Consider the following 23,858-nt stretch of genomic DNA (forward strand, 5'->3'; position numbering starts at 1 on the left):
AAGCATTAAAAAATAAGCGTAATCATCGTCACTGCCCCGCAGGTATGAATCGGTTGCCCAGTATGTTTTGTGCTGTGTCCTGCAGGCGGGAAAAGAGCGATTTGTCCAGCTGCACTTCGCCCATGGACGGCATGCGGTCAAGAAAATGGTACTTTTGTGTACCCAGACGGTGGTAGGGAAGAAGTTCATAACTGACACGGTTTTTAAAGGGGAGCAGAAATTGGGCAATGGCCCTGATGGCGTCTTCATTGTCGTTGAAGTCCGGTACCACAGGAGTCCGGACCAGAATGGGGTGATCTTTCTGCAGGCCTGCAAGGCGGCTGAAGTTGTCCAGAATGCGGGCATTCCCCACTCCGGTCTGTCGTTCATGTTCCTCACTGTTCATGTGCTTGATATCAAACAGCACGTCATGGACAAGATGGGAGACTTCATGCAGAGTTTCCCATGGAATCATGCCGCAGGTTTCGATGGCCGTACGAACCCTTCTTTTTTTTGCCTCTCGCAGCAGGGCAATGGCAAAATCATGCTGCAGCAGGGGCTCCCCTCCTGATAAGGTGAGGCCGCCGCCGGAGCGGGTATAAAAAACAGCATCCTGCTCCACTACGGAAAGTACATCTTCCACACGGCGCATTGCACCGTAAACAATAAGGCTTCTGGCAGGGCAGGCCTGTGCGCAAAGATGGGGACAATCGCCACACAGATGTCTGTTCACATGAACGAGGTTGTTTTCATCCGCCGTGATGGCACCATTGGGGCAGACATCCAGACAGTAACGGCATTTGTCAAAGCCAAGGCATCGTCCTTTGTTGCAGGCCAGCTCCGGGCCATATTGCTGGGATTCCGGGTTACTGCACCAGTTGCAGCGAAGCGGGCACCCTTTGGTGAAGACAATGGTGCGGATGCCCGGTCCATCGTGTACGGAATATTTCTGGATATTGAAAATCATGCCTTGCACTTTTCTGTCTTCAAAGCTGCTCATGATATCTCCTTCCGGGTGTCTTTGTTTGAATAACAAATAAGGCTCCGGACAGTCAGACTGTCCGGAGCCCGATGCAGGGCAGAACGGAAAACCTTACATATTGTCGTGTTCCGTACGCGCTATGAGGTCGTTTTGCAGATCTGGGGAGAGATCCACAAAATAAGCGCTGTATCCTGCGATGCGTACAATGAGGTTTCTGTATTTGGCCGGATCTTTCTGGGCGGCGATCAGTGTCTCTTTCCGGATGACATTGAACTGAACGTGCCAGAGTTTCAGGTCACAGAGGGTTCGCATGAAAGAAACCAGCTTTTCCGTACCTTGATCACCTTCCACGCATTTGGGTGTGAACTTGATGTTCAGCATCCGGGCAGCCCGCTCGCGCATTCCCATATTCTTGGTATTGTAATTGGAGAGCAGCACGGCGGTGGGACCATTGACATCCGCACCATGGGAGGCGGAGGAGCCGTCGGAAAGGGAGAACCACTCCGTACGTCCGTTGGGCGTGGCGGAAACCACCTTTCCGAAGGGGACGTGGGAGGTGAAGGGTACATAACGGACATCGTTGTGGATACCCAGTTCTTTGCTGTATGCCTTACCAAACTCCACGGAGATGCGGTCAATGTCCCGGCCAATGGCATCGGCATAGGGGTCATTGTTGCCATAGCATGGGGCACTGCGGAGCAGGGCCTGCACGTTTTCATGGCCTTCAAAATTGGCATCAATGGCATCCAGAACCTGACCCATGGTGAGGCGTTTTTCTTCAAATACAAGCTTTTTGATAGCAGCCAGCGAATCTACCACCGTGCCGAGCCCCATGTATTCAAAGTAGCCAAGGTTGATTCCTTCTGGGATCTCAGCCTGATGCAAATCCACACAATGTTTCATGCACAGATCATGCATGGCTGATCCCAGCGGCTGGGCAAAATGACGGGCCCGCAGATGGATGATGATATACTGCTGAATAAAGGCAGTTTTCATAAAAAGAATATGCTGGGACTTATAAGCTTCCCAGAATTCTTCCCAGGATGCAAAGGTGTTGGGATCGCCGGTTTCCACACCCAGAACCTGATCCCCGTATTTTTTCATGCGGCCATTGCGGAGTACCATTTCGACGGCAGCGGCAAAGTTGATATAGGCTCCGCCTGAGGTATAGGTGTCGCGGTTGGGCATACGGGCTTCCGTGCATCCGGAAACGGCATAGTCCAGAGCCTCTTCAAAGGTGGCACCCTTGGATACATAAATGGGGACAATTTCTTCGTCATTGATGATTTTGGGAAAGCCGGAGCCGTCTTTGATGGTTTCTGCCACATCCCAGAGGTAGCTTTCCGGTGAACGGGAGTGGATGCGGGCGGCAAGGTCCGGGTAGTGAAGGGGAAATTCCCGCTTGGATTTCAGAATGAGATGGGTCAGTTCGTTGGTGGCATCATAGCCTTCCGGGGTCTGTCCGCCAACGGTTACGGCCTCCCAGTGGGCATATCCTTCATTGAAGGCACCGCCCGTGGGCGATATGTACATATCGATAAACTCTGCCATTCCCACCCACATGCACTCCAGCAGCTCCATGGCCTGTTCTTCCGTAATCCGGCCTTCGTTCATATCCTTTATATAGTAGGGGTAGAAATACTGATCCATGCGTCCGTTGGAAATGGTGGTACCTGTTTTTTGTTCCAGACGGGAGAACATCTGAGTGAACCACTGGCTTTGCACGGCTTCGTAGAAGTTTCGGGCTGGTTCGCCGGGTACTTGTTCTGCAATCTCAGCCATGCGCCGCAGTTCGGCCCGGCGGACGGGATCCTTTTCTTTTTCCGCCATCTGACGGGCCAGTTCCCCATGGCGTTTGGCCCAGAGAACAATGGCCTCACAGACAATAACAATGGCTTCAAGGAAAGGTTTTTTTTCGCAATTGTCCAGAGGACTCATGGGATCAAGGGCTGCCAGTTTTTCTTCCGCCTCCCTGCGGATGCCATTGAAGCCTCGTTTGAGGATTTTTTCATAGTCGTGTACCCACTGAAGGGAGGAGCGGAAAGAAGATGTTTCATTAACAATGAAGCGGGAAATCAGCCCTTCCGGATCGTCATAGGTCAGCTTGTGAACCTCGGGGGGAAAGGCCTTGCTTAATGCTTCATGGTAGGTTTTGCCTTTCCAGTAAGGAGAAATTTTCTCAATGACCAGTTTGGCATCTTCTTCGGTGATCGTCGCAGGAGACTGGCTCCGGGTGGGCAGGTCTCGTACGGCAATGTCAAGAAAATCCCCGTCCAGTTCCGGATACAAAATGCCATAGCGGCCATCACAACCCGCACGTCCCAGAAGCAGCTGATCTTCCTGTACATAAACGGTCATGTTCCGTGCAATATGCATGAGTGCCTTTGCCCAGCGCAGGGGCAGGGGTTGCCCCTCGGTTTCCTGCATGGACTGGGTGAAATACAGGGCACGTTCCACATCAATACGTGGTTTCTGTCCATCAAACCGTTCCAGCATTTTAAAAACACGTGGATGGGTCTGGCGGAACATATTCTCTTTGCCTTCAATGCTTTCCAGAAGACGCTGTTCCTGGGGGGATACGCAGTCACACCCTGCATAATCGTACATAGATCTACCTCCTCTGTATTACTATATAATGAATAAACGGCTGGCTTGGTCTTGTGATAACTGCCTCCAACTGGCCTTCTTTAATTCAATTTTTGTGCCATTTTATATAAGTATCTGATTTATAATACTATAATCTATGATTGCGCTTTGGATTGCTGCGGGGTTGAATGGGCTGGGAAGTTTGGATGCGTATTTGCGACAGGCTGTTTGTACGGGGGGAAAAAACGGGAGGGCCTGTTGCGTAATTGCATCGGTTCTCGTGTCATTACCGGGGCTGGGCTGCGCAGGATGGATGATACGGTCATCTGTCGAGAACAGGTGTTTATTTTCGGATCCTTATTTGTCTCTGTCTGGAACGGCGTGGTGCATAAATGCAACTTCTCCTTGTGGTTCATAAACAAAAAGCCACCGCCGGGTGGCGATGGCTTTCGTAGAAAAAAGGATGGCTGTGCCTTTATCGTACCTGCTGAATGATTCTGCTTTCTGCTTTTTTAATGAGAATATCCAGTTCTCCACTTTGCTTCATTTCGCTGATGACAGCATCCACACGGGGGACCAGATGTTTGTTTTTTTCATGGATATAATGAAAGAGATCCAGCACGGCGAGGGGCTTGTCCACGGTAAGGATGTCTTCAAAGCCCAGTTTTTTGAGAATCAGCATTCCGTCCACGGTGTTGGCAAGGGCCACATCCGCGCGGCCGTGCTGGAGAAACTGCATCATCTGCTCAGTGGTGTTGACTTCATGGATATGTTCTTTGGAAAGCCCTTCCGTTATCTGATTGGTATGGATGATGCCCCGGACTTTGACATTTTTATATTTCTCAAGATCTTCTCTGCTTTTGATTTCAACTCCGCTGTTTTTTCGGATGAAAGCCATGGTTTCGAGGTAATAGTATGGTGTGGGAACACGGATCATGGAAGGATTGGCTTCTCCATAGGCATAGATCCGCATGATTTCCCCGTCCTTTACACCGGAAACGGCTTCCTCCTGTGCCCGTCTTCCCGGCATGGGTGTAATGCTGACTTCCATACCCAGTTTTTTATATATTTCAGGGAGAACAACACGGCCTACTTCCTGTTCGATGAGCTGCTCGATACTAACGAAGTGATACTCTTCCGCCATGGTAAAACCTGCCATACAAAAGAAGACAGCCATAAGCCAAAATTTTTTCATCATTCCTCCTTGCAAACGATACGAACCACAATCAGAGAATAAAGCGTTGAATGAGTTTTTGAAGCCCGTCGGCCATTCCGGATACGGATCGGGCTTTTTCATTTACGTCATTGCTGGTAGCGGTCATTTCCCGGTTTATTTTGTCTAAGCCTTTCATTTCATTCCGTATGTTGTCTACAAAACCTCCCATGGAAGCCATGGTTGTGTTGACTTCCTGAATTCCCTCCGCAGCCTGCAGCACGCTGGCGGATATTTCCCGCGTAGCCGAAGATTGTTCTTCCACTGCCGTGGCGATCATTGTCACAATTTCACTGGTGCTCTGGATGGAGCGGGTTACCGCCATTACTTCATCCGTGGCCTGGTGAATGATGCTCTGTGCCGAGCTGATGATGCTACGGATGTTTTTCGTAGCAGCGGTCGTCTGGGCGGCGAGAGTTTTAATTTCAGCGGCAACAACGGCAAACCCTTTGCCTGCATCACCGGCGCGGGCGGCCTCAATGGTGGCGTTGAGGGCTAACAGATTGGTCTGATCGGAAATTTCTGAAATGGATTCCGTTACCGTTCCAATTTCCTGAGCTATACTTCCAAGATTTTCCATTTTTTCCGATGCCGCTTCGGAACGACTGACGGCTTCACTGGTTGTACGGCGGGCTGTTTCCGTATTGTTGGATATTTCATCAATGGTGGCCGTCATCTGTTCGGCTGCTGCCGCGACCATGGATGTGTTGGTGGCTGTTTCTTCCATGGCAGAAGCAACGCTGTAGATATTCTGCCCCATTTGTTCGGCTGCCGTGGCGACGGCTGCTGAGCGTTCTTCGGAGGTCTTGGCATCTTCTGCCAGTTTTTCTGAAATATGCAGAAGGCCGGAAGCCGAAGATGTAAGGCTGTCACCATTGCTGCGTATGCGAGTCATGATGCTGTGAATCTGGGAGATGAAGCGGTTGATCCAGCGGGCGGCCAGGCTGAGTTCGTCATTTTTTGCTTCCGACATGCGGCGGGTAAGATCACCTTCACCTTCCGCAAGATCCCTTATGGCCTGAATCATTTTTTGCAAAGGGCTGAAAATAAGCAACTTCAGACTCAAGGCCATGAGCGCAAACAGCAGAGTATTAACAAATAATATGGCTGTGATTGTGTTGATCTGAATTCTGCGGAGATTGTTGTGGAAAAAATCCGGATTCATGAGAACTGTCAGATGACCAACGGATTCATCGTTCCTGCGTACTGCCAGATTACGCAGGAACTCCTGTTCTTCCGGCAGGGCCTCTATGGTTTGCACCCCTTCCCCGGTTCCACGTCCCAGGAGGAGAAGGTTTTTTTTGCCGGATGAATCAGAAAGGGCCAGGGCAAGCAGGCGATGATCCTGCATTTCTGAAGTGAGGATGGCTTTGGCCTGGTCCAGGTCAAAGCTGTATAATGGATCCTGAAGGGTCAGGGCCATGCGCTGGATGGCAAGGTCTGCATCCACATTCAATCCGCTTCTCAGTGTCCTGCCTGCATCCAGGTACTGCCAGATACCCATGAGGGTCATAATCAGGGTTGTCAGAAGAAGAACCGTGCAGATGATGCGTATAAAAATACTTTTCTGGAGTGGAACAGTCAGGTTGTTTGTGCTCATAGCATGATTTCCTGTTGTGCATTATCTGCATACGCAATGGTCGGTGTGTGTTTCTGTACCCAGTTTCAGAACCTTTCTGGCATTTTCATACATGACCTTGGCCCTTACCTCGTCTGTCAGCGGGAAGGATTCATAGACTGCCAGGGCATGGCTTAGTTCAATAAAGGGGTGGGCACTGGCAAAAAGGACCTTGTCTGAAATGGTGGTAGCCATGGCTTCAATGAAAACATTTGCCATGGGGGCCTCTTCATATTCGGAAAAATCCATGTAGACATGGGCATTGCGCATGCAGGCAAAAATGCTTTCATTCACGAAAGGGTAGCCGCCGTGACTCATGATCAGGGTCAGGTCGGGAAAGTCCCTTGCCACACGGTCGATGTCTCTGGGATCGGCATAGTCCATGATGGCTCCGGGTACCTGTGGGGGAGGAGCCATGGTTACAAAGACGGGTACATCCAGTTCGGCACACTTGGTGTAAACGGGATAAAAACGGGCTTCGCTGGCCGGAATGTGGGCAAGGTAGGGGTCTATGGCAATGCCCTTCATCCCCAGCTCCTGAATGGCGTAGTCGATTTCCCGGACGGCAGCCATTTTTTTGTGTGGGTCAATTCCCCAGAATCCTGCAAATTTTTCCGGAAAGGCTTTGCAAAAGGAGAGGACACTCGGGTTGTTTGCCGGGCTTCCATAGGTCGTTTCGCAATCCCTGCCCGTGATCACAGCCAACTCCACGTTTCTGGCATCCAGATCCGCAATGATTTCCTCAAGTGGCTGGGGTTTTCTGGCATCAAAGCCGATGGCCTTGCAGGCAGCTTTGAACATGGCGCTGTTTTGAATGCCATTTATAATTTCAGGGGTGTTGGGGCGAAAACGAAAATCGATCACTTTCATCTTGCTGTCCTTTTTGAAAAATGGGAGTTATGCCGTCACGATGAATATCTCTGAATGGTGCAGAAACCAGACGGGGGGCCGGTCTGCTGCGGTCAGACATTCACAATTGTGTGCACAACCCCCTTAAAATGTTGATGGTTTATCTGCTCCCCACAAGAAAGAGCGGTATTTCAGGGATAAAGGTGCAGAGCAAAAGGATGAAGAGCATGCATACAAGCATGGGGAGTACGGCTACGGACACCTTCTCCAGCTTCACCTTGGCAATGCCACTGGCCACAAAAAGATTGACGCCCACAGGCGGAGTGATGAATCCGATGGCAAGGTTAAGAACCATGATGACACCGAAATGAAGGGGAGAAACCCCGACACTGGTTACAATGGGTAGCAGGATGGGAGTGAGAATTACTATGGCCGCAAGGGCTTCCATGAAGGTGCCGACAATGAGAAGGAGAATAATAACAAGTAATAAAATTATGTGTTTATTGCTTGTCAGATCCAGTAGCCATCTGGCAATACTTCCGGGAACATCCTCAATGGTCATGATGTTGCCAAAGAGGGTAGCCATGGCAATCAGTACGATGATCATGGCCGATGTTTCACAGGCCTCCCTGCACGCAACGACAACTCCTTTTGCGCTCATTTCCCTGTACACGCATACCCCTATAAAAAGCCCGTAAAAGGCTGCCACGGCAGCGGCTTCCGTGGGGGTCATGATGCCACCGTAAATGCCTCCCAGAACAATAACCGGAACCATCAGTGCCCATTTGGCATCCCATGCGGCCCGTGCAAAGGTGGCGGGTGTACGTTGTTTGGTACTGCCGCGCCAGCCTTTTTTACGGGAATAAAGGTAGCAGTATACCATTAATACAAGACCTGTGAGTAAGCCGGGAACAATGCCGCTGATGAAAAGATCGCCAATGGAAACCTGGGCGGAAACCCCGTATACCACAAAGGGATTGCTGGGGGGGATCATCACGCCCACGCATCCGGCGGCAGCAATCAGTGCCGCAGAAAAGTGGATGTCATAACCCCTCTCTTTCATGGCTGGAATGATGAGGGCGCCAATGGCTGCTACCGTAGCCGGACCGGAACCGCTGATGGCTCCGAAGAACATGCAGGTCACAATGCAGGTCAGGCCCATTCCGCCGTACAGTCCACCCACGATTTCATCGGCAAGGGCCAGCAGGCGTTCGGAAAGACCGCCTGCTCCCATGAAAACACCCGCTGCAATAAAAAACGGAATGGCCATAATGGGAAAACTGTCTATGGAAGTAAAGGTAATCTGTGCCATGTAACCCACGGGGAGGGTGTCTGCGCAGATAATGGTGGCCAGGGTGGAAAGCCCAAGGCTGATGGCAATGGGCACACCCAGAATGCAGAGCAGGATAAAATAGCCGAATAGTACGGGAATCGGCTCAATGTAGCCAAAAATGAAACAGGGTGAAATGATGGCCATGGTAAGGGCCAACCCTGTAACACTGTCCTGTACTCCACAGGTTCTGAACTGACGGCTAAGGGACTGGAGAAGCCGCAGGGACATCAGGCCGAAGCCGATGGGCAGGATCAGATAGGGAACAAGAAAGGGGATGCGCATGGCCGGAGTGCTTTGCGGAAATTGCAGCAGGTTCTGGATTTTGCCGTACCCGAACCAGGCAATGGTGAGAGTGAGGCAGAGAAAGAGAACCTCCACAATTATCCAGCTGATCCCCTGAAATCTGGGGGACAATTTGTCATAAATTATATCCACCCGTATGGATGAGCGTTTTCGGATGGAAAAGCTCAGGGCAAGGTAGGATATCCAGATAAAGATATATCTGGATAACTCTTCGGCCCATACGGAACCGCCGGCCCTCTCAATGAAACTGACAAGGATGTACCGGTAGAAGACCTGCCAGGTAATGAAAAAAATGATGGCCAGAAGGCCGGTGACCATGAAGATGGATTCAAAGTTTTCGTTAATCCAGTGCAGGGGGCTTTGTTTTGTTCTTGCAGCTTCCATGCAATCGCCCTCGTTTGGGTAAAAAGTTGGCAGCAGAAAGGGTGTTCTCCCATAAGAGAACACCCTGATCATGATGTCGGGTATTTATTTCTGGGTTTCAGCAATCAGCCGGAGAAGTTCTGCTGGGATTTCCTTTGCAAACTTCTGGCGGACGGGTTCGGTTCTGGTTTTGAGTTCAGCGCGCTGCTCCGGGCTGAGTTCGGTAATTTCTATGCCTCTGTCCCGGAAGGCCTGCCAGGCAAGCTCTTCAAGTCGCAGGGTTTCAGCCCTCTGCCATGCTGTGGCTTCCCGTGCGGCTTCCGTTATAATGTTCTGCTGCTCCGGGCTAAGGCGATCCCACCGGTTTTTGTTCATCAGCAGAATATGCATGGAATAATTATGCCTGGAATCCATGGCATAGCGAATTACTTCGGTGTGTTTGGCATCGTTGAGCAGGGAGAAGGTATTTCCCTGGGCGTCCACAGTACCCTGTTGCAGGGCTGTGTAGGTTTCACCCCAGGCAATGGGAGAAGGGTTCATGCCAAGCTCCAGAGCAACGGCGACCTCTACAGGGGAGGCCGTTGTGCGAACTTTCAGATTCCTTAAATCCCCCACTTCACGAAGGGGTTTATTGGTGGATACAAAATTTCTGTATCCATATTCACTGAACATAATGGTTTTTAACCCCACGCTTTCGGCAACACGATCCAGCGCCCGGCCCAGTTCTCCTTCGTCCAGGGCCTTATAAAGATTTTCCTGGTAGGCCGCATCGGTGATGTAGGGGAGGTCAATGGCCATATAAGCCGGAGAGAAGCTTGCCATGTTCGGTGAGGAGCTGGAAGACATATCCAGAGTTCCTGCCTGTGCAGCTTCCGTTGTAACCCTGTCACTGCCCAGCTGGCAGTTGCCGAAGATCTGGATTCTGATCCGGCGGTTACTTTTTTCTTCTACAAGCTCTTTGAATTTTTCATAGCCAACGGTCACGTTATTTCCCGGAGCCATGGGGTGGGCCAGTCTCAGGGTGACGGGTCTTTGGGCCAGTGCTATTCCGGGAAGGCAGGACAGCAGGAAGATGGTGGCCATAATCCAGACGACTTTTTTTTTCATGGTTTCCTCCTCAGGGTAAAAAGCTGTTATCAGATCACATTACACGCTGGTTTCACAGAGTTGTGACTTTCTATTTACACCCATTCTTGTATGGGTTTTTGATCTGGTTTTGCCTGTTGCAATTGCTGTTCCATGTTGACAGGACTGCCTGGAAGGAAAAAGGGGAGAAGATGGGAGGGAAAGTTGATAATTATGGATGATCAGTGGGGATAGGTCATCTTTATGGTGCAGATATGCATCGGAAGCCGGTGGGTGGGCGGCATGGCTTCTTGTGCTTGTTTTTTTGGCAATGACTTTGAATCTCAATGTTTTGTTGCCGGTGTGCTGTGTGGGCTGTCTGTTTGGCTGTTGCGTTTATGCGCCGATTTTTGGTGCGATCATGGAGTTTGCACAGGCCTGTTGCAGGAATGGGACTGGCGGAAGCAATTTTTTCTCCCATTATTGGGTCTTATAATCGATATATGATTTTTTTTCTTGTATATTAAGTGTTTATTGCTGTTTGCTCCAGTGTTTGAAAAAAGACAAAAGGTGAAAAAATATTGATTTTGTTAATTATTTTTTGTCTAAAAATGGTTTTCTGTAAAATTATTATTAATGTGCGATATCGGCGACAGGCTGCCATATCCGGTGGATAAACCAAGCGTTTTTTTGATCCTGCAGAAGTTCTGCCTGAATTCTCTTGTCAGAAAGAAAGGATGCCGGTGCTACCGTATTCTGCCATGGAGTTTTGCATGATATGGATGTGTATGATTTTGCGGACTCGGCCCGGAAGCACACCATGGCTCAATCGTGCTGGATAATCAGCAGCTCGGATTTCTGTCATGGTAGAATGACAAGAAACATGGCCCGTATCAGTTTTGCACAGCTTGGCTGTGACTGAAAATGTTCAGAATAAAACAGAGGTCAGACTCCGGATAAAACAGCCTCCTCCGGAACCCGACGGAATGAGGGGTTCGTACCGTACATGGTCCACCCACCCGGCATCCTTACCGCTGCTGACGATCTCATCTTTTCTGTACGTCCACTCGAGTACATGGTCACCCCCGGGCAGGGCGAAGGAACGGGTTTCCCAGTCCCTATGGCCGGAAATCCTTTCTGCTGGTTCTCCATTGATGGAAAATTCCAGAAAATCATAGTCTTTTTCAGATGAAACCATCCAGTTGAAGCGCAGGGTCCCCGGACCGTTCACCCCGGTTCTGAGAATGGATTGCTGGTTATCGCGGAGCATGCCGCTGCGAGCGGCACTGCCTCCCTGAGCGGAGCTGCTCGTATCGCCAAACCATTCTGCCTCTCCAAGGCTTTCCCATATGAGATGACCATTGTTCAGGGCCTGAGCAAGGGGAAGGAGATAGAGGGCCGTGACCACCCTGTTGCTGTCCATGGTGATGGTGCAGTTTCTTCCGTTTGGGGCAGGGCAGCCGGACCAGCCTTGAAAAATGGATTCGCCGGACTGGAGGGGAGCCGTAAGGGTGAAGGTGCTGCCTTCCTGTGCGTGGGTGATGACATAGGGGGTAGTGCCGCCGTAGCCCGTTGGTGTGGAGTTTATAATGACGCTCTCCGTTCCCGATGCCTGAACGGTGAGAATGGGGCTGGTCATGCTGCTCCGGTATGGCTCTATGTTGCGGGCCATACCCTGATTGAACCAGTTGAAGTTGAATAAGGGGTTGCCTGACTCCGTGTATTGGATGTTGTTGGAGGCATACCATCCATCGTACTGACCATTCCAGCCCATATGAATATGGATCTGATCGGGATCGGACCGGTAGCCGCTGACCACCACGGCATGGCCATAGCGGCGCTTGCCATCGACCTCTTCGGCTATGCTTAGAATAGCGGGCCTGCCATTTTCCGTTTCTTGCCGGAAGAGATTCATCCATGCGCTGTCTGACATATATTCCGCTCGGTATGCCCACTCAATGGTGTCTTTGTACCGGAAATAGCGGGGAAGTACGGTGAGAATATCGTCGGTGAAGGCCATGGAAGCGGTGGGGCCGAACTCCATTTGAAAGGCCATGGCCACGTCCGCTGCCAGCATGGACAGGGCTTTTTGTTGCAGGGTGGTTGTAACATCGGCGGCTGCATCCGGCATTTGATGCCAGTCGTAGGTCCGGGTACTGAAATTTTGTTGGAGGGTGATGGTTTCGTTGCCGTTGTTCCACTCGTAGTCAATGCTGTCACGTCCCATGGGTGGCCAGCGGTGGTAGTGCATGATCTGAGTTGTGGCGGTGGCGACACAACCCACAAGGGTAGGGCTGCCATCGTGCCACAGGGGAGTTTCCAGATTGAATGGATAGCTTTGTCCCCAGAGGCTTGTTACCAGAGGACCGATGAAAACAGGGGCAGATGGGCCGGGGTCTCCGTCCCGTCCGTCTGCGGTATTCTGCTCTCTTCTTTTTTCCAGCTGGTACCAGAGCCGGGTATTGGCAGAGTGATCCGCAAAGGAACCTGCACCGGCACCATCTCTGGCAGAAGGGGGCTGTCCGAGCATCTCGGCCAGATGGGAAAGCTCCTGAAGCATGGCCGTGAAAAAAGGAGGAATGCCCGCGGTCCGGTTCAGCCTCAGGGTGCTGGAATGGGAGAACAGTTTGATGGGTGGCAGGGTGTCATGGGCGCTGACAAGGATATGGCCTCTGGGGGAGATGATAAAATTATAGGCCACGGGCTTTTCATTGTAATAAAGGGTTTCCATGTCATGAATGCGGGGATAATGGGCGGAGTCCGACCAGTCATCCGAGTTTTCCACCTGATGGTCCAGCCAGTTTTCCGCAACCTTCCAGGCCCGCTGCATATCTACAGGAGCAGCCTGAGCAGGCAGCAGGAGGATGGAGAAAATGAGCAGGAAGGCAAATGAAAGGGCGGGAAATCTTTTCATGGGCTGGCTCCGGTATGATAGGGGATATTCACGGGTGGAAAAAGGCTTTTCTGTGGTTCTTTTCTCACTTTTTCAGTATTCTGTACAGCCTGTCATGGGCCGTTATCCTTCTTGGGACACTATCCATGTGAATCTTTTTAACCAGAACAGGAGGCTTTGAGCATGCCCCTTCCCTTCACATCCGGTCTTCCGGGGCTGGATCAGGTTTTTAAAGGCGTTATGGCCGGGGATAATATTGTCTGGCAGATTGACAGTATTGATGAATATAAGGCGCTGGTCATCCCTTTCACGGAAGCGGCGGCAAAGCAGAGGCGTCGTCTTATCTATTTCCGTTTCGCCACCCATCCCGTATTGCTTCCGGAGGACAGTCCGGCGGAAGTGCATCATTTTGACCCTCATATGGGGTTTGAACGGTTTGTCACAAAGATTCATGGTGTTATCGAGGAAGCCGGTTACGGTGCCGCCTATGTGTTTGACTGTCTTTCCGGACTGGCAGGAGCATGGAAGTCCGACCAGATGCTGGGAAATTTTTTTGTTCTGACCTGTCCGAGGCTGTACGAACTGGAAACGGTGACCTACTTTGCCCTGCAGCGCAATGCCCATTCCGCCTTTGCAACGGATCCCATTACGGCTACCACCCAGTATCTGCTGGATATCTTCCGGTATAACAACCGCATGTACATTCGCCCCATAAAGGTTCAGTACCGGTCCACTTCAGCCATGAATACCATTCATTTCTGGGAGGATGACAATACCTTTCCTCCGGTTACGCGCAGTGCCCTGATTGCGGAAATTCTGGCATCCGCCCGCTGGCCGGGGCTCCATGCGGAAAGGAAAATTGGTTTCTGGCGCAGAATTTTTACAGATGTACCCAGGGTGCTGACGGAATCCAGAGCCGGCCTTATCCCGAAGGAAAAGGAGGAAAAGCTGTTTATTCGTCTTGCCCGCCTCATGCTTTCCAGAGACGAGCGCATGCTGGAGCTGATTCGGAAATACATGACCCTTGAGGATGTGCTGGCCATCCGGGACCGCATGGTAGGCATCGGCTTCATTGGCGGAAAGGCTGTTGGAATGCTGGTGGCACGGGCCATTCTCCGACAGAAGGGCAGTCGGTTTCAGGATCTTATGGAAACCCACGATTCCTTTTATGTGGGTTCCGATGTTTTTCATACCTTTCTTGTGAGAAACGGTATCTGGTGGATACGGCAGAAGCAGCGCAGGCCGGAAACCTTCCTTGCCGACATTGCGGAAGCCCGAACCCGCATCAAGCAGGGTGGCTTCATACCCTACCATATGGAACAGTTCATGAAAATCATCGATTATTTCGGTGAGTCGCCCTATATCGTACGGTCAAGCTCCCTTCTGGAAGATAATTACGGCAATGCCTTTGCAGGAAAATACGACAGTGTTTTCTGTGTGAATCAGGGCTCACGGGAAGCCCGGCTGGAGACGCTTTTGCATGCCATACGCCATGTCTATGCCAGCACCATGAGCGAGAATGCTCTTTGCTACCGTAACCAGAGGGGGCTTCTGGATAAGGATGAACAGATGGCCCTGCTGATTATGAGGGTATCGGGCCAGCCTTCGGGAAAGACCTTTTATCCCCATGCGGCGGGTGTAGGATTTTCCTATAATCCCTATGTATGGAACCGGGAAATTGATCCAAAAGCCGGAGTCATTCGTCTGGTTTTCGGTCTTGGCACACGGGCTGTGGACAGGGCTGATGATGATTATACCCGGGTGGTGGCTCTGAATGTGCCGTCCCGACGGCCGGAGGCCAACTTTGATGAGGTTTGTGAATACTCCCAGAAACGAATGGATTATCTCGATCTTGCGGCCAACAAGCTGGTGTCGGGCTATTTTTCGGAACTCGGTCCCCAAAACCGGGATCTGCCTCTGGAGCTGGTGGCTTCTCTGGCGGGAGGAGGTCTGCTCAGTAAGGGGCCCAGACACTGGATTGTCACCTTTGATAAACTGCTGACAACCACTTCTTTTGTGGAAGACATGAAGGAAATGCTGCAGGAACTGGAACGTGCCTACGAGCATCCCGTGGATATTGAATTTGCCGTAAATTTCATGGAAGATGCTTCCTACCGGATCAATCTTTTGCAGTGCCGTCCCCTGCAGGTAGAGGGTGTGGATGAGGTGGCCCTTCCTGAAGTGGAGATAGCTCGTGAAAACCGCATTCTTGAAGCCAGAGGTGCCGTGGTGGGCCGCAGCCGGATTCTTCCCGTTGACCGTTTCATCTACGTGGTTCCCAGTTTGTATGCCGGGCTTCCCGTTAAGGAACGCTATGAAGTGGCCCGGATCATCGGACAGCTGAACCGAATGACGGACAGAGAGAATTGTAACCTCATGGTCATGGGGCCGGGACGATGGGGAACAAGCAGCCCGGACTTAGGTATTCCAACCCATTTTTCGGAAATTGACCGGGTGCGTGTACTCTGTGAAGTGGTGACCATGCGGGAAAATCTTATTCCTGATGTGTCTCTGGGAACACATTTTCTGAACGAACTGGTGGAGATGAATATGCTTTATCTGGCCCTTTTCCCGGAGGGGGAGGGCAATGACCTCAAAGAAACCCTTTTTCTGGATGCGCCCAACAGCCTGCTCTCTTTTCTGCCCGGTGCGGAAAAGTGGCAGGACATGATCCGCGTGCTGGAAACCTCCTCCCTTGTGCCAAAGGATACCCGGATTACCCTCATGGCGGATGCGGTGGAGCAGAAAGTGGTGGTATTTCTGGATAAGCGGCCGTAGCCGGAAGAGTACGGGATTCAGGGTGAAAAAATAAGGATGGGGGCGGAGACCACGCAGTTTCTGCCCTTTTCTTTGGCCCTGTACAGGGCTGCATCCGCCTCACGGACAAGATCCTCCGCCGTGAAACTGTCCGATGGGATAATGGTGGCCGTACCGGCACTGACGGTAACCACGCCAGCGATGGGGGAGCCTGCATGCTCCATGGCCAGATTCTTCACGGCCATGCGGATGGTGTCTGCCACTTTTTCAGCACCTTTTTCATCTGTTTCCGGAAGAATCAGGATGAATTCCTCCCCTCCATAGCGGGCAAGGAAATCTTCCGGCCTGTGGATTCCCGAGCGCAGGGTATGGGCTACGGCAATGAGGCAGTCATCCCCTTTCTGATGGCCATAGGTGTCATTGTATTTTTTAAAAAAATCCACATCACACATGATTACGCTTAATGGAAATTTCCTTCGTTTCAGGGAGTTCCAGATGCGTTCCAAATAGCTGTCACAGTGACGGCGATTGGCAACTCCCGTAAGTCCATCCTGATGGGCCAGTTCCTGAAGTCGCAGATTGAGTTGCTCCAGCTGCGCCGTGCGTTCCGCTACCCGTTCTTCCAGTGTGCGGGAATATTCCTGCACCTGTTCGTACAGTCTGGCATTTTCAAGGGAGATGGCAGCCTGGGAGCACAGGGTTTTCAGGAGGGAAATATGGCTGGTCCGGAATGCGCCTGTGGTGAGGTTGTTTTCCAGATAGAGAAGCCCCAGAAGCTTTGAGTGGCGGCGGATGGGCAGGCAAAGTACGGAAAGGGGCTGGTGGCTGAGGATATAGCCGTCTGCTGCAAAATCATGATCCAGGCGGGCGTCATCCATAACGAGGTGGTTACCGGACTGAGCCACGTACTGGGCCAGGCGCAGGGGGTAGGAGGTGATGTCCTGGATTTCCGGGCCTGTCTTCACTTTGTCTTCGTTCTGCCATCGGGTATGGGCGCGGGCTTCTATGGCAAAACCTCCACCGGGTCTGGGAGCCAGAAGGATGGCGTATTCTGCGCCTGTACTTTCCAATACTGCTGTCATGAGGGTCTGCAGCAGACGCTCCAGCACGATTTCACCGGAAATGGCGCGGGTAACCCGAAGTATGGCATCCAGATCCACCATGCGGCTGTCCGGTAGTGGAATGCTGCTGAGGCGGGTGTCGTTGTCGCAGATGTTACCGGGCAATCTGTTTTCGCAGAGGCCGGGGGTGTGTTGCTGCAGTGCTGCTGCTTTGGCGTCGGCTCCCCATAGCCGGTAGCCGAGAAGGGCATCGCCGGAGTGGAGATCTCCATAGCTGGCATAGCCTGTTTCTGACCAGAATCTGGCGGCACTTTCATTGCTGAGTGCCTCTATGTTGAGGAACTTGTTTTTTCTGGCATCGGCAGCCGCTTCCGCATACAGGCGAAGTGCTTCTGCCGTATGTTTCTGGAGACGGGCGTTTTCTGCTTCCAGAAGGAGATGGCGGCAGAGAAAATTCTCCGGACAGTTTTCTGCCCATATGCGGTTATGTTCCCGGTAGTGGGAAAGCCGTTCCTCATAATAGTTTTTCTCATCCCGGTCCAGCTGGTGGAAAACGGCACCGATGGCCAGGGCAAAATAGAATCCATGTTCTGCAAGGATCACCATGCCGGGAACGGAAAGCATGAATTCCTCAAAGGCTCTGCCATGGTAAAGGGCCTGCTCCCACCGGCTGAAGTAACATGTCTGGATCAGCTTTATGGTATGGTAGAAGGCAAGCCCCATGGCGTTGTCTTCTCCTTTCATAAAGGCAAGGAAGTCCTGTTCCGTGAGAATTTCCGTATCCAGGCTGTCTTGGTCACGTGTTTTGCCCATGAGGCTGCAGATGAGATTGAAGTGCATCTGAATGATGGGAAGGATGGGTTGAGAAGTGGTCTTCCGGGCCATGGCAATCGCCTGGGAAGCTTCCTCGTACAGCTCCGGAAGGAGGGCGGACCGGGCAAATCGCAGGGATGATGTGTTCAGAAGGAGGAATGCTACATGAAGAAGGTCTCCGGCTTCAATGGTGGCCTGGTAGCATTCCTGCCACAGCGGGTCGCATTGGGTAAAGGGCTCCTTCCAGAACTGGGTATACATGGAGAAATAGACGAAAAGCCTGCCCCGCAAACCGGAGTTTCCCTGTTTTTGGTTGAGGGCAAGGGCCATTCGGCCAAACTGCCAGGCCTCATCATAGCGGTGCTGTTCTGTAATGCAGCAGGAATAGGCGGCATAGGCATGGGCAGAAAGTTCCGAATGTCCGTATTGCAGACCAATATTCATCACGGTGGTTATGAGGCAGATCATGCACCATGGCCGTCTGCTTCGTGTTTGGACGCTTGCTGGCAGGGTCGTGATGAGAAGTCTGAGCACTGCCTCCATCCTTGCATTCTGAATGGGGGGCAGATCGGTCAGATCCTGTATGGCCCGGTCTGCCATCAGCTGTCTGAATTGTCTGTCAAGGTTCAGCCAGTCTTTTTCGGAGGGGTCTGTTTTGAGTATTATGTTCCACTGGCTGAGAACCCGGGAGCAGAGCAGCAGTGCTTCTTCCATTCTGTTGCCGGTGATATGGATCTGAAGCTGACGCTCATGAATACGGCTGCGATCCATCTCGTTGTCTACCCCCTGAAGCATGGTGGAGAGGAGGGCCTCTCCTTTGCTGAAGTGACCCTGGAAGACCTCACAATCCGCCTGAATAAACATGAGTTCCAGCCAAAGACTGTGGTGGTGCAGCCATGCCTGTTCCGGAAGCAGGGAAAGTCCGGTTTTGGCATAGGCAAGCGCCGTATCAAAGGCGTTGATGGTTTTGGCTGTCCGGGCTGCCGTCAGATTGAGATCCGCGAGGTTCAGCCGTTCCCTGTTGTCCATCATCAGGCCTGCTCCCGCATTGAGATGCCGGATTACATCAAAGAGAGTATCTTTGCTGCAATCCGGATCACTGGCTTTCATCAGTCGTCCTGCCTGCAGGTGGATGCCTGCTTTTTCTTCCGTGGGTATCATGGCATAGGCTGCTTCCTGCACCCGATCATGGAGAAAACGGTACTGGTTGATAATCATGGGTGAATTCATTTTGTTTTCAGCTGGTTCTGGTTCTGAGAGTGCCTGTATCAGGCCCGCAGCGGTTGCCGGCATCAGTCCGTTGAAGATGGTTTCCGGTCGGCTCTGCTCGATAATGGCAAGGGTTCCGATGGTAAAACTGTTCCCTATGCAGGCTGCCCGGGAAAGGAGGTGGCGGGTGGACCGTGGGAGCCTGCTGAGTTTTCCGATCATGAGATCGGCCACATTGCATGTGATTCCCATCCTGCGGATATGAGAAAGATCATAATCCCATGTCTGATGCAGGGGGTTGAAGCGCAAGGCTTTTTCCTCGTGCAGGGTGCCGAGAAACTGATTGACAAAAAATGGGTTGCCAGCGGTCTTTTCCTGAATCAGTTCCGTCAGCTCCCCAACGGTGTCCGCCGGACGGAGCAGGCTGTCTCCGATCATTTGCCCCAGATCTTCTTTTTTCAGCGCTTCCAGCATGATGCAGAAGGAGGATGGGTTTTTTGACCGGATTTCATCCATGGCCGCAAGCAGGGGGTGCGGGAGGGTCACTTCATTATCCCTGAAAGAGCCTATCAGGAAAAAATAGCGAATGTCCTTATCCGATGCAATCTGCGTGATCAGGTCAATGGAAGAGGGGTCCGCCCACTGAAGGTCATCCAGAAACAGGGTGAGGGGGCGTCCTGGTTCGCAGCAGGCCATGAGAAATTGTTTAAAAACAAATTGAAAACGGTTGCGGGCTTCGCTCATTCCCACTTCAGGAACGGGGGGCTGAGATCCGAGAATGAGTGCAAGATCCGGTAGCCGGTCGATGATAATCTGTCCGAAGGCACCGAGGGCCGAAGCCAGATGCTGACGACGGATGGCAAGAGCTTCCTCACCCAGTCCCAGATAGTGCCGTATCAGTCCGGAGAAGGCCTGTGCAAGAGCACTGTAGGGTGTGCTGCCCTGCAGCTGATCGAATTTCCCCTGAATGAAATAGCCCCAGGACCGCGTAATGGGTTTGTATATTTCCCGAACGAGTGCTGTTTTGCCACATCCCGGGTATCCTCCGATAAACACGCTGCGGTTGTTTCCGCAGGAGGCTTCTTCAAAAGCGGCAACCAGCAGGCTCACCTCCCTGCTGCGGCCATAGAGTTTCTGGCATATCTGAAATTTTTCAGGTATATCCCGCTGGCCCGGGGTAAACGGACTGACGGTATTCTGCCTCCAGCGATCCCGGCATGTCCGGAGGTCGGAGAGAATTCCCTTCAGGCTTTGGTAGCGGTCTTCGGGGTTTTTGGACATCAGCTTCATGACCACCAGGGAAAGGTCGGCGGGAATATGCGGACATCGGATATGAAGATCTTCGGGCTTACGGGCAATATGGCAGTGGATGAGTTCCAGCGGATCCTTGCTTGCAAAAGGCAGCCCGTTGCTGAACAGCTGGTAGAGGGTAACGCCCAGTGCATAGTAGTCCGTACGGTAGTCAACGCTGCGGTTCATGCGGCCGGTCTGTTCCGGAGAAATGTAGGCCACGGCTGTGCCAGATGAATGGGAATGGTGAGGAAAGGGTTCTACATTGGGCAGTATGCTGGCTGTGCTGAAATCAATAACAGCCACCTGTCCGGTATGGGTATGGATGATAAGATTGGACGGATTGATATTCCGATGGATAATCCCGGCCTGATGGACCTTTTGTACGGCTTCTGTGATGGCAATGGAAAGGGACAGGGCGCTGTCAGGGGGGAACGGCTGAAGCAGGTGCTGTTCCAGAGAAATGGCACCTGTATCGTCAAAAATCAGCATGAGCAGATTGCCATGTTTTTCCATACGGCAGCGGCCATATACTCCGTGCCGTGCCAGATGGAGTCCCACATTGTAGGCCTGCATGTAGCCCGCAATATCTGCCGGAGAATGGGAACGGAGGAGTTTGAGGATAAGGGATTTCCCCTTCTTGTCATCCGTGGCCCTGTAGATAAGGGAGCGTTCTGACTGGTGGACTGTGGATTCAATGCGGTAATGCCTGATGTGCATGGTACACCGCCTGTGGTTGAGATGGCTGGGAGGGCAGCGATCAGTCTGCAGCGGAAAGAGCGACATGGGAAAGAAATCGTTTGGTTGATTTCGGGTATACCCTGCAGAGGAAAGAAATGGGGTGGGGCAGAGTTAGAAGTATGAAAAGAAAAATAACCCGGATGGACCCGCAGGTCAAGCTGTACCGGCTAGGGGACCATCACCTGCAGCCAAAGTCTTTGTTCGGGGTGCTGTTGGGAGGATGGAATGGAGGAAAAGGGTTCTTGAATTTTAAAAGATTTTACTTGACAGGTTTTTTGTTTTTAATATATTATGGTTAAAAGTTTTTTGAAGGGCGAGCTGGTTTGGTATGGAAATTGTTTATTTCCGGCCCGGAACCGTCGTCCTCCCCCCCTCGTCCGCATTCTGCCCCTTTGTTAGGGCTGGTGCGGGTGTTTTGGTTTAAGCCCCCCATGGTTTCTGTTACTTTGTATGGATTGCTATGGTTGGTGTGCGGGATGTTTGTTCTACGGTTTACTATTATAATTTTTAACCTCGTTTTTTTACAAATTTTCAAAAGGAGCCAATGATGAGAAGCGACGAAGTGAACAATATTCTGATGCTGCTGGGTAGTGCACATTTTACGGATTCACCGGGTATTTTCCCCCAGAGATATGGTGAACCCGCTCCGCAAGCAACGGAAGGCAACAGGCTGTCCGTCCTGATCAGGGAACGGGACAGGCTTGCAGAGCAGCTGAAGATGAAAAGCAGAGAGTATGATGAGTTGGTGCGCTCTCTGGGATCAACCAAAAGACTGAGAACGGTCTGATCAGGATGCTGTTGGAAATCTGTGAAAAAACGGAACGAGGCTCTACGGTATTTTTCTTTTCAGAACCCCGCGAAGCATATCTTTCTTGAAACGGAAACCAGGAATTTTTTCCACGGAGAAGCCCTGCTCTGACAAGGCTCTGCGTACAAAACCAGCTGCCGTGAAGGTGGCAAAGGTACCACCCCGGGCTGTCCATTTGCCCATGGTCTGGAAAAGATTCCTGGACCACATCTGAGGGTTGACGCCTGGTGAAAAACCATCCAGAAACCAGGCGTCAACTTCTTCCTCCATCCATCCATCCAGCTCAGCCGCATCGGCCAGAATCAGGTCCATGCCCATTCTCTGTTCCGGAAAAAGAAGATGTTTTTTCCCGGGACTGCATGCCGGGTAATGATCAAGAAGAAGACGGGAAAGCCCATGGAGTGAGGGCCATGCTTTATGGATTTCTGCCAGATGTCCTTTGGGAATGGGGTGTTTTTCAATGGACGTATAGTGAAGAAAGGCACCCGATGGGGCAAATCGTCGCCAGAAATCCATGGTCAGAAGAAAGTTCAGTCCGGTGCCAAAACCCGTTTCACATATATGAAAGACGGGCTTTTCCAGCCATCGGTGGGGAAGACGGTTCTGTTGCAGAAAAATATGGCAGCTTTCAGCAATGGCTCCGGCTTTGGAAAAATAACTGTCTTTGTAAAGGGGCGAGACAAGAAGACGGTTTGGTTCCCATACGGGGCATACTTCACAGAAATCCATGGGTGCCTGTAACTCCGCAGAAGGCAGGGTGAGTGTGCCGGGGTCTGTCACAGCTTTGGGGTCCTTATGCTTTGGTGTCTGCTCCGGAGAAGGGTTGCATGCTTTTTGTTGGAAGTGCAGCGTTTGTGTTTACGCCGTTCCCTCAAAGAGCGGTGTGCTGAGATAACGCTCGCCTGTGCTGGGAAGTACTGTGGCAAAGGTACGTCCGGCTCCCTCCGGTCTGTCGGCCAACCGGAGGGTGGCGGCTACCGCAGCCCCGGATGATATGCCACAGAGAATGCCGAAGGTGCGGGCCAGCCACCGGGCCTTTTCCATGGCTTCTGCACCGGAAATGCCTATAACGTCATCCATGAGGCGGGTATCCAGAATGGGGGGAATCAATCCGGCTCCAATACCCTGTATGGGGTGGGAGCCTGCCTGACCGCCGGAAAGAACGGGAGATTCTTCAGGCTCCACAGCGACAGCGCGGAAATCAGGATTTTTTCTTTTGAAATAACGGGCCACACCGGTCAGGGTGCCGCCTGTCCCCACACCTGCCACAAAAACATCCAGCTTTCCATGAAGATCCCTGTCCATCTCAACGGCTGTTGTCTTTTCATGGGCTGCCGGGTTGGCGGGGTTGGCAAACTGATCCGGCATGAACATGTGATTGTTTTTTATAAGGATTTCTTTGGCAGCATCCATGGCTCCTGTCATTCCGGCGGATGCGGGTGTAAGCACAAGGTTTGCTCCGAGAAAGCGAAGCAGCTTTTTCCGTTCAAGGCTCATGCTTTCCGGCATGGTAAGGGTGAGCCGGTAGTTTCTTGCCGCACAGATGGCCGCGAGGGCAATACCCGTATTGCCACTGGTGGGTTCAATGATATGACTCCCCGGCCCGATTTTTCCTTCCTGCGCTGCTATGGTGAGCATGGCTTCTGCAATGCGGTCTTTGACACTGCCCAAAGGGTTGAAAAATTCCAGCTTGGCGAGAATGCGTGTTCCCTTTGCTTTCAGCTGCGGAGGGGTGATGTCCACCATGGGCGTCCTGCCCACGGCAGCTGGGATATCCGTATAAAGGGTCATGGAGAGTCTCTCTTTTTCGGGGTCTGCTGCACACTGAACCGGAACCGGATGAGCATGATGCCATTTTCAGTCCCAACACACCGGCAAAAATCAGCCCTGTTCTGAAAAATGTAAAAAAACGAAGGTATAAGCGGTTATAGCTGCGTCTATGCCCACAGGGTATTGTTTATTGCAGAGCCGGAAGTTGCGCAATGCAGGATCTGG

General features: G+C 51.8%; 13 protein-coding genes. 2 read left to right on the forward strand and 11 right to left on the reverse strand.

Annotation, left to right across the window (positions count from 1 at the left end; translation table 11 throughout):
* Positions 1–28: 28 nt before the first annotated feature.
* The 8 genes from hpsH to OOT00_RS03135 all read right to left on the reverse strand — a co-directional run bounded on the left by hpsH (position 29) and on the right by OOT00_RS03135 (position 13,205).
* The gene (gene hpsH, locus OOT00_RS03100; protein WP_265423826.1) at positions 29–979 is read right to left on the reverse strand and encodes a (2S)-3-sulfopropanediol dehydratase activating enzyme; all 951 of its coding nucleotides are present in this window, start codon (positions 977–979) and stop codon (positions 29–31) included.
* 93 nt (positions 980–1,072) lie between these two features.
* A complete protein-coding gene (hpsG, locus tag OOT00_RS03105; RefSeq protein WP_265423827.1) occupies positions 1,073–3,568 on the reverse strand; it encodes a (2S)-3-sulfopropanediol dehydratase in 2,496 nt (831 codons plus the stop codon).
* 454 nt (positions 3,569–4,022) lie between these two features.
* Positions 4,023–4,745 carry a substrate-binding periplasmic protein gene (locus tag OOT00_RS03110; protein ID WP_265423828.1) on the reverse strand — a complete coding sequence of 241 codons (723 nt, stop codon included), beginning with the start codon at positions 4,743–4,745 and terminating at the stop codon, positions 4,023–4,025.
* A gap of 28 nt (positions 4,746–4,773) precedes the next feature.
* Positions 4,774–6,360, reverse strand: coding sequence for a methyl-accepting chemotaxis protein (locus OOT00_RS03115; RefSeq protein ID WP_265423829.1), 1,587 nt, complete (start codon positions 6,358–6,360; stop codon positions 4,774–4,776).
* A gap of 21 nt (positions 6,361–6,381) precedes the next feature.
* Positions 6,382–7,248, reverse strand: a complete 867-nt coding sequence (locus OOT00_RS03120) for an amidohydrolase family protein (protein WP_265423830.1) — start codon at positions 7,246–7,248, stop codon at positions 6,382–6,384.
* 139 nt (positions 7,249–7,387) lie between these two features.
* A complete protein-coding gene (locus OOT00_RS03125; protein WP_265423831.1) occupies positions 7,388–9,247 on the reverse strand; it encodes a TRAP transporter large permease in 1,860 nt (619 codons plus the stop codon).
* A gap of 84 nt (positions 9,248–9,331) precedes the next feature.
* Positions 9,332–10,333, reverse strand: a complete 1,002-nt coding sequence (locus OOT00_RS03130) for a TRAP transporter substrate-binding protein (RefSeq protein WP_265423832.1) — start codon at positions 10,331–10,333, stop codon at positions 9,332–9,334.
* An 886-nt stretch (positions 10,334–11,219) separates the two neighbouring features.
* Positions 11,220–13,205, reverse strand: coding sequence for a C10 family peptidase (locus OOT00_RS03135; protein ID WP_265423833.1), 1,986 nt, complete (start codon positions 13,203–13,205; stop codon positions 11,220–11,222).
* A 162-nt stretch (positions 13,206–13,367) separates the two neighbouring features.
* Between OOT00_RS03135 and OOT00_RS03140 the strand changes: the two genes are divergently transcribed.
* Positions 13,368–15,962 (forward strand): PEP/pyruvate-binding domain-containing protein, encoded by a 2,595-nt coding sequence (locus OOT00_RS03140; RefSeq protein ID WP_265423834.1) that lies wholly within the window; start codon positions 13,368–13,370, stop codon positions 15,960–15,962.
* A 17-nt stretch (positions 15,963–15,979) separates the two neighbouring features.
* Here the strand turns inward: OOT00_RS03140 and OOT00_RS03145 are convergent, their stop codons facing one another.
* Positions 15,980–21,034, reverse strand: a complete 5,055-nt coding sequence (locus OOT00_RS03145; protein ID WP_265423835.1) for a diguanylate cyclase domain-containing protein — start codon at positions 21,032–21,034, stop codon at positions 15,980–15,982.
* Between the two features lie 565 nt (positions 21,035–21,599).
* Here OOT00_RS03145 and OOT00_RS03150 point away from each other — a divergent pair.
* Positions 21,600–21,842 (forward strand): hypothetical protein, encoded by a 243-nt coding sequence (locus OOT00_RS03150; RefSeq protein WP_265423836.1) that lies wholly within the window; start codon positions 21,600–21,602, stop codon positions 21,840–21,842.
* Positions 21,843–21,884: 42 nt separating this feature from the next.
* Here OOT00_RS03150 and mnmC2 read toward each other — a convergent pair whose 3' ends face one another.
* Positions 21,885–22,643 carry a tRNA (5-methylaminomethyl-2-thiouridine)(34)-methyltransferase MnmC2 gene (gene mnmC2 / locus OOT00_RS03155; protein WP_265423837.1) on the reverse strand — a complete coding sequence of 253 codons (759 nt, stop codon included), beginning with the start codon at positions 22,641–22,643 and terminating at the stop codon, positions 21,885–21,887.
* A 78-nt stretch (positions 22,644–22,721) separates the two neighbouring features.
* Entirely contained in the window at positions 22,722–23,654 is a 933-nt protein-coding gene (gene cysK, locus OOT00_RS03160; RefSeq protein ID WP_265423838.1) for a cysteine synthase A, read from the reverse strand.
* Positions 23,655–23,858: the final 204 nt, after the last annotated feature.

The organism is Desulfobotulus pelophilus (genome assembly GCF_026155325.1).
Lineage (GTDB): Bacteria > Desulfobacterota > Desulfobacteria > Desulfobacterales > ASO4-4 > Desulfobotulus > Desulfobotulus pelophilus.

Excerpts from the sequence above, each read along its gene's own strand:
- hpsH (WP_265423826.1), bottom strand. The coding sequence starts at position 979 with ATGAGCAGCTTTGAAGACAGAAAAGTGCAAGGCATGATTTTCAATATC.
- hpsG (WP_265423827.1), bottom strand. The coding sequence starts at position 3,568 with ATGTACGATTATGCAGGGTGTGACTGCGTATCCCCCCAGGAACAGCGT.
- OOT00_RS03110 (WP_265423828.1), bottom strand. The coding sequence starts at position 4,745 with ATGATGAAAAAATTTTGGCTTATGGCTGTCTTCTTTTGTATGGCAGGT.
- OOT00_RS03115 (WP_265423829.1), bottom strand. The coding sequence starts at position 6,360 with ATGAGCACAAACAACCTGACTGTTCCACTCCAGAAAAGTATTTTTATA.
- OOT00_RS03120 (WP_265423830.1), bottom strand. The coding sequence starts at position 7,248 with ATGAAAGTGATCGATTTTCGTTTTCGCCCCAACACCCCTGAAATTATA.
- OOT00_RS03125 (WP_265423831.1), bottom strand. The coding sequence starts at position 9,247 with ATGGAAGCTGCAAGAACAAAACAAAGCCCCCTGCACTGGATTAACGAA.
- OOT00_RS03130 (WP_265423832.1), bottom strand. The coding sequence starts at position 10,333 with ATGAAAAAAAAAGTCGTCTGGATTATGGCCACCATCTTCCTGCTGTCC.
- OOT00_RS03135 (WP_265423833.1), bottom strand. The coding sequence starts at position 13,205 with ATGAAAAGATTTCCCGCCCTTTCATTTGCCTTCCTGCTCATTTTCTCC.
- OOT00_RS03140 (WP_265423834.1), top strand. The coding sequence starts at position 13,368 with ATGCCCCTTCCCTTCACATCCGGTCTTCCGGGGCTGGATCAGGTTTTT.
- OOT00_RS03145 (WP_265423835.1), bottom strand. The coding sequence starts at position 21,034 with ATGCACATCAGGCATTACCGCATTGAATCCACAGTCCACCAGTCAGAA.
- OOT00_RS03150 (WP_265423836.1), top strand. The coding sequence starts at position 21,600 with ATGATGAGAAGCGACGAAGTGAACAATATTCTGATGCTGCTGGGTAGT.
- cysK (WP_265423838.1), bottom strand. The coding sequence starts at position 23,654 with ATGACCCTTTATACGGATATCCCAGCTGCCGTGGGCAGGACGCCCATG.